This window comes from Synechococcales cyanobacterium T60_A2020_003 (genome assembly GCA_015272205.1).
Taxonomy (GTDB): Bacteria; Cyanobacteriota; Cyanobacteriia; order RECH01; family RECH01; genus JACYMB01.
On sequence record JACYMB010000275.1, the window covers coordinates 1 to 5,081 of the forward strand.

Here is a 5,081-nt window from a genome sequence, read left to right on the forward strand (position 1 = left end):
CAAACGATGCACCATACCTACGCCATTCTAGGAACTGGAGCTCTCGGAGGCTTTTACGGTGCGCGGCTGCAAAAAGCCGGGGCAACGGTTCATTTTTTACTGCGGAGTGATTATGACCACGTTCGCCAGCAGGGATTAGTAATTGATTCGGTTGACGGAGACTTTGTCTTACCGAATGTCCATGCCCATCAACACGTTGGCGATATGCCTCCGATGGATGTCGTGGTGGTAGCGTTAAATTAGACACCCGAAATCGCGCGTAAATTCAACACCCGGAACAAACTCTTGGATTGAACTCCCCACGCGAGGCTCCATTTGCACCGTTCTGGAGGGCAAGCATAGAGGGAGGCGATCGCCCCTTCCAGTATTCAGCGCCTCAAGAAAACAGCATTCAACAAAAATTTGAAACTCTGATTGTAAAGACTCGGACAAATATTAAGTTTTGCAACCAATAATCACTAAATTAAAGTTTATACTTCTGTTAATTTGTGAATAAATATTGCAAATCAAATACTATATAAATCTTGAAAAACTATTCAAATCAAAGCTTTAGACAAACATTAAGACAGGATCTAGATATTCTTTATCGGCTTGAGAATCAAGAAATGTTTTGATTTGTAATGAAACAATTTCAAAAATAAAGAAAAATTGAGATTTAGTTCGCAAAAATTCATGATATTCCTTTTCAAAATTGACTAAAGTGCAAATTAAGGTGTAGACCAAACTATATTCTTAGGTTCACCTGTTTACTTAACTTCTTTCTGTTTTTTACATTTAGGACTCATTGACATGACTACTACCCTACAGCGTCGCGAAGGCGGCAGCACTTGGGAGCGGTTTTGCAGTTGGGTAACCAGCACCGAAAACCGCCTGTATGTAGGCTGGTTCGGCGTACTGATGATCCCTACCCTGTTAACTGCAACCACCTGCTTCATCATCGCATTCATCGCAGCTCCCCCCGTGGACATCGATGGTATCCGTGAGCCTGTTGCCGGTTCTTTAATCTACGGAAATAACATCATCTCTGGTGCGGTTGTACCTTCTTCCAACGCGATTGGACTTCACTTGTACCCCATCTGGGAAGCCGCTTCCCTCGATGAGTGGTTGTACAACGGTGGCCCTTACCAGCTGGTCGTATTCCACTTCCTGATTGGAATCTTCTGCTATATGGGACGTCAGTGGGAACTGTCCTACCGTCTCGGTATGCGTCCTTGGATCTGCGTTGCGTACAGCGCTCCTTTGGCTGCTGCTACCTCCGTGTTTCTGATCTACCCCATCGGACAAGGTTCCTTCTCGGATGGAATGCCCCTGGGTATCTCTGGTACCTTCAACTTCATGTTCGTGTTCCAGGCTGAGCACAACATTCTGATGCACCCCTTCCACATGCTCGGTGTGGCTGGTGTATTCGGTGGTTCCTTGTTCAGTGCAATGCACGGTTCCTTGGTCACCTCCAGCTTGGTTCGTGAGACCACTGAAGTTGAATCTCAGAACTACGGTTACAAGTTCGGACAAGAGGAAGAGACTTACAACATCGTTGCAGCTCATGGCTACTTCGGTCGTTTGATCTTCCAGTACGCGAGCTTCAATAACTCTCGTTCCTTGCACTTCTTCTTGGGTGCATGGCCTGTCGTGGGCATCTGGTTCACCGCGCTGGGTATCAGCACGATGGCGTTCAACCTGAACGGTTTCAACTTCAACCAGTCGGTTCTAGATAGCCAAGGTCGCGTGATTGGCACCTGGGCTGACGTACTGAATCGTGCAAACTTGGGTATGGAAGTGATGCACGAGCGTAATGCTCACAACTTCCCCCTCGATTTGGCATCTGGTGTTGAAACTCCGGTAGCACTCACCGCTCCCCAAATCAACGGCTAATTTGATAGCAAGTTAGGAAGCGCTCTCCCTAGGGAGAGCGCTTTTTGCATGCGATATGACTTTACATCACTAGAACTTACTTATTCGCGATCGCCCCTGTACCAACAGTGATTCCCATTTTCGAAACGACAGGTACAGACCCACTGCCAGAATTGCCGATGACGTTAACGCATCTTCAACTCAAAACTCAAACCTGGTATGAGCCCCCAATCAACATAAAAAACTGCTGTACGACAATACCGCACAACAGTTTTAGAACAAACCTATGAACCTGTGGTTACAGGAGAGGGTTTTAAGCGCTTAATGCCCTAATACGGCCATTTCCAACTGACAATATCAGGGCGATCGATACCGTGGGTAAACGCATATTGACGGCAAGAGATTTGCTCATCCTTCAGCATTTCTTTCACATGGGCTCCCGCCACTTTCAGACCAGGAACGCGATCGATCACGTCAATGGCAATGCTAAAGCGATCGATTTGGTTGGAAATCGCCAGTTCCAGGGGGGTGTTGATGTTGCCTTTCTCCTTATAGCCTCGAACATGTAAGTTCTTGTGATTGGTTCGACGATAGGTAAGGCGATGGATCAGCCAGGGATACCCGTGGAAGTTGAAGATAATCGGCTTATCCAGCGTGAATAGACTGTCAAAGTCGCGATCGCTCAATCCGTGGGGATGCTCTGACTCTGGCTGAAGTTTGAACAGGTCAATCACATTCACAAAGCGAATCTTCAGGTCGGGGAAGTTCTCCCGCAACAGCACCGAGGCAGCGAGGGATTCCTTGGTGGGGATATCGCCTGCACTAGCAAGCACTACATCTGGTTCCTCACCTTGATCCGTGCTCGCCCATTCCCAGATATCAATGCCCTTGGTGCAATTCCGTACAGCGGATTCCATGTCGTGGTACTGCAAGTGCATTTGCTTATCCGACACGATCACGTTGATGTAATTCGTACTGCGTAGACAATGATCTGCAACGGAAAGTAGAGAATTCACATCGGGCGGCAGGTAGATCCGAACCACATCTGGACTCTTGTTCACAATCACATCGAGAAATCCCGGATCTTGATGGGTAAAGCCGTTATGATCCTGACGCCATACCGTAGACGTGATCAGCAGATTGAGCGATGAGATTTCTTTGCGCCAACCGACATGATTACAGATCTCTAACCACTTGGCGTGCTGATTGATCATGGAATCAATGACGTGGGCAAAGGATTCATAGGTGGAGAAAAAGCCATGGCGTCCGGTGAGGAGATAGGCTTCTAACCAACCCTCTAACGTATGCTCACTCAGCATTTCCATCACCCGACCGTCGGGCGATAACTCTCCACCGTCCTGATCCTCCGGCAAATAATCTGCAATCCAGAACTTTTTGCTAACCTCGTAGACTCCCGTTAACTTGTTGGAGGTATTTTCATCTGGCCCAAACACCCGGAAAGAGGTCATGTTGTTCTTCATCACGTCCCGGAGGAACACCCCAAGGGGACGGGTATTTTCCGCCTCAATTTGTCCGGGCTTCTCAACGGGGACTCCGTACTCCCGGAAGTCGGGCATCTTCAAATCTTTTCGCAACAGTCCGCCATTCGCGTAGGGCGTTGAGCCTAGGCGTTTCATACCTTCCGGTGCAGCCGACTTGTAGAACGCCTTCAATGCTCCTGTTTCATCGAAAAGTTCCTCTGGCTTGTAGCTCAGCATCCAGTCTTTCAGCATCTGCAAATGCTGCGGATTAGAATGCATACCCCCCATCGGAACCTGATGGGCGCGCCAGAAGCCTTCTACTTTATGACCATCCACCTCGGCTGGGCCAGTCCAGCCTTTGGGTGTCCGCAGAATAATCATCGGCCAGCGGGGACGAGTGGCAACACCGCTGCTCCGAGCTTCGTGTTGAATGCGCTTGATCTCGTTAACGCAATGATCCATCGTCGCCGCCATCGCCTGGTGCATACCTTCGGGGTCAGAGCCTTCTACAAAGTAAGGCGTGTAGCCATACCCTTTGAACAGATTTTCGAGTTCGTCTTGACTAATGCGAGACAGGATCGTGGGGTTGTTAATTTTGTAGCCGTTGAGGTGCAGCACAGGCAGAACTGCACCATCGCGAATGGGGTTAATAAACTTATTGGAGTGCCAGGAGGTGGCTAGCGGCCCCGTTTCAGATTCACCGTCACCAGGCATGGCAACTACGATTAGGTCTGGATTATCAAACGCCGCACCAAAGGCATGGGAGAGGCAGTAGCCCAGTTCTCCACCTTCATGGATTGAACCGGGTGTTTCGGGAGTGCAGTGGCTCCCGATTCCGCCGGGGAAGGAAAACTGTTTGAAGAATTGGCGCATTCCGTCTTCATCTTCACTACAGTTGGGGAAGTAGTGCGAGTAGCTGCCTTCCAAATAGCAAGGCCCCAGAAATCCCGGTGCCCCGTGTCCTGCACCCACCACAAAGAGCATATCTTGATTGAAGTTTTTAATGATGCGGTTGGTATGGGTGTAGAGAAAACTAATGCCGGGGCTGGAACCCCAGTGTCCTAGTAGGCGATTTTTAATGTGTTCGTCTGTTAGTTCTTCCTTAAGTAGGGGATTTTCCCGAAGGTAAATCATCCCCGCAGCTAGATAGTTAGCGGCACGCCAAAAGCCATGCATTTTCTGTAGGTCTTCGGCACTGAGCGGAGCACCTTGAATACTCGACTTCGCAGGGCCAAATGCACGACTTGTGGACAACTGTATTGATTTTTCGGGGGTGGCTACCATAAGTCTCCTATTCGGATTTGATAATAGTGTTGTGTTCAGGTCAGCGATCGCTCCTGTCGATTTAGAGGGCAACGTCAGGCGACGATTCGCATTTAAAGTCATTCGATACGCTCTTTAGGAGCGACATCAAAGGATTACATTCTAAAGAACCCTCACTTATGCCTGTAGTGATTGCATTGTAAGAGGGGCTAGGTGGGAAGAGTAGTGACGTAGTAGACACCCAAAACGAGTTCTAGGCATTTAAGTCTCTACAGATGGATTTGAAACCTTGACATTACGCTTTTTCGAGAACAATCTTGAAAAAAACGGCGTTGTTGCATGAAAGAGGGGTTGCGGGCAGGAGAGGCATGGTAAATTTCAGTTATCACATATAAAACCTGCCATGAAACCTCAATACCGCATCCGCAACTGGTCAGAGTATAACGCTGGATTGAAGGCTAGGGGAAGCCTCACCTTCTGGATCGA

General features: G+C 48.6%; 3 protein-coding genes. 2 read left to right on the forward strand and 1 reads right to left on the reverse strand.

Features of this window, described 5'->3' with window-relative positions:
- Positions 1-6 precede the first annotated feature (6 nt).
- Together IGR76_13650 and psbA are read left to right on the forward strand one after the other, a co-directional pair.
- Complete coding sequence (locus IGR76_13650; GenBank protein ID MBF2079522.1) at positions 7-243, forward strand: hypothetical protein; 237 nt, start codon at positions 7-9, stop codon at positions 241-243.
- Between the two features lie 546 nt (positions 244-789).
- Positions 790-1,872 carry a photosystem II q(b) protein gene (gene psbA, locus IGR76_13655; protein MBF2079523.1) on the forward strand — a complete coding sequence of 361 codons (1,083 nt, stop codon included), beginning with the start codon at positions 790-792 and terminating at the stop codon, positions 1,870-1,872.
- A 308-nt stretch (positions 1,873-2,180) separates the two neighbouring features.
- Here psbA and IGR76_13660 read toward each other — a convergent pair whose 3' ends face one another.
- Complete coding sequence (locus IGR76_13660; protein MBF2079524.1) at positions 2,181-4,616, reverse strand: phosphoketolase family protein; 2,436 nt, start codon at positions 4,614-4,616, stop codon at positions 2,181-2,183.
- Between the last annotated feature and the right edge of the window lie 465 nt (positions 4,617-5,081).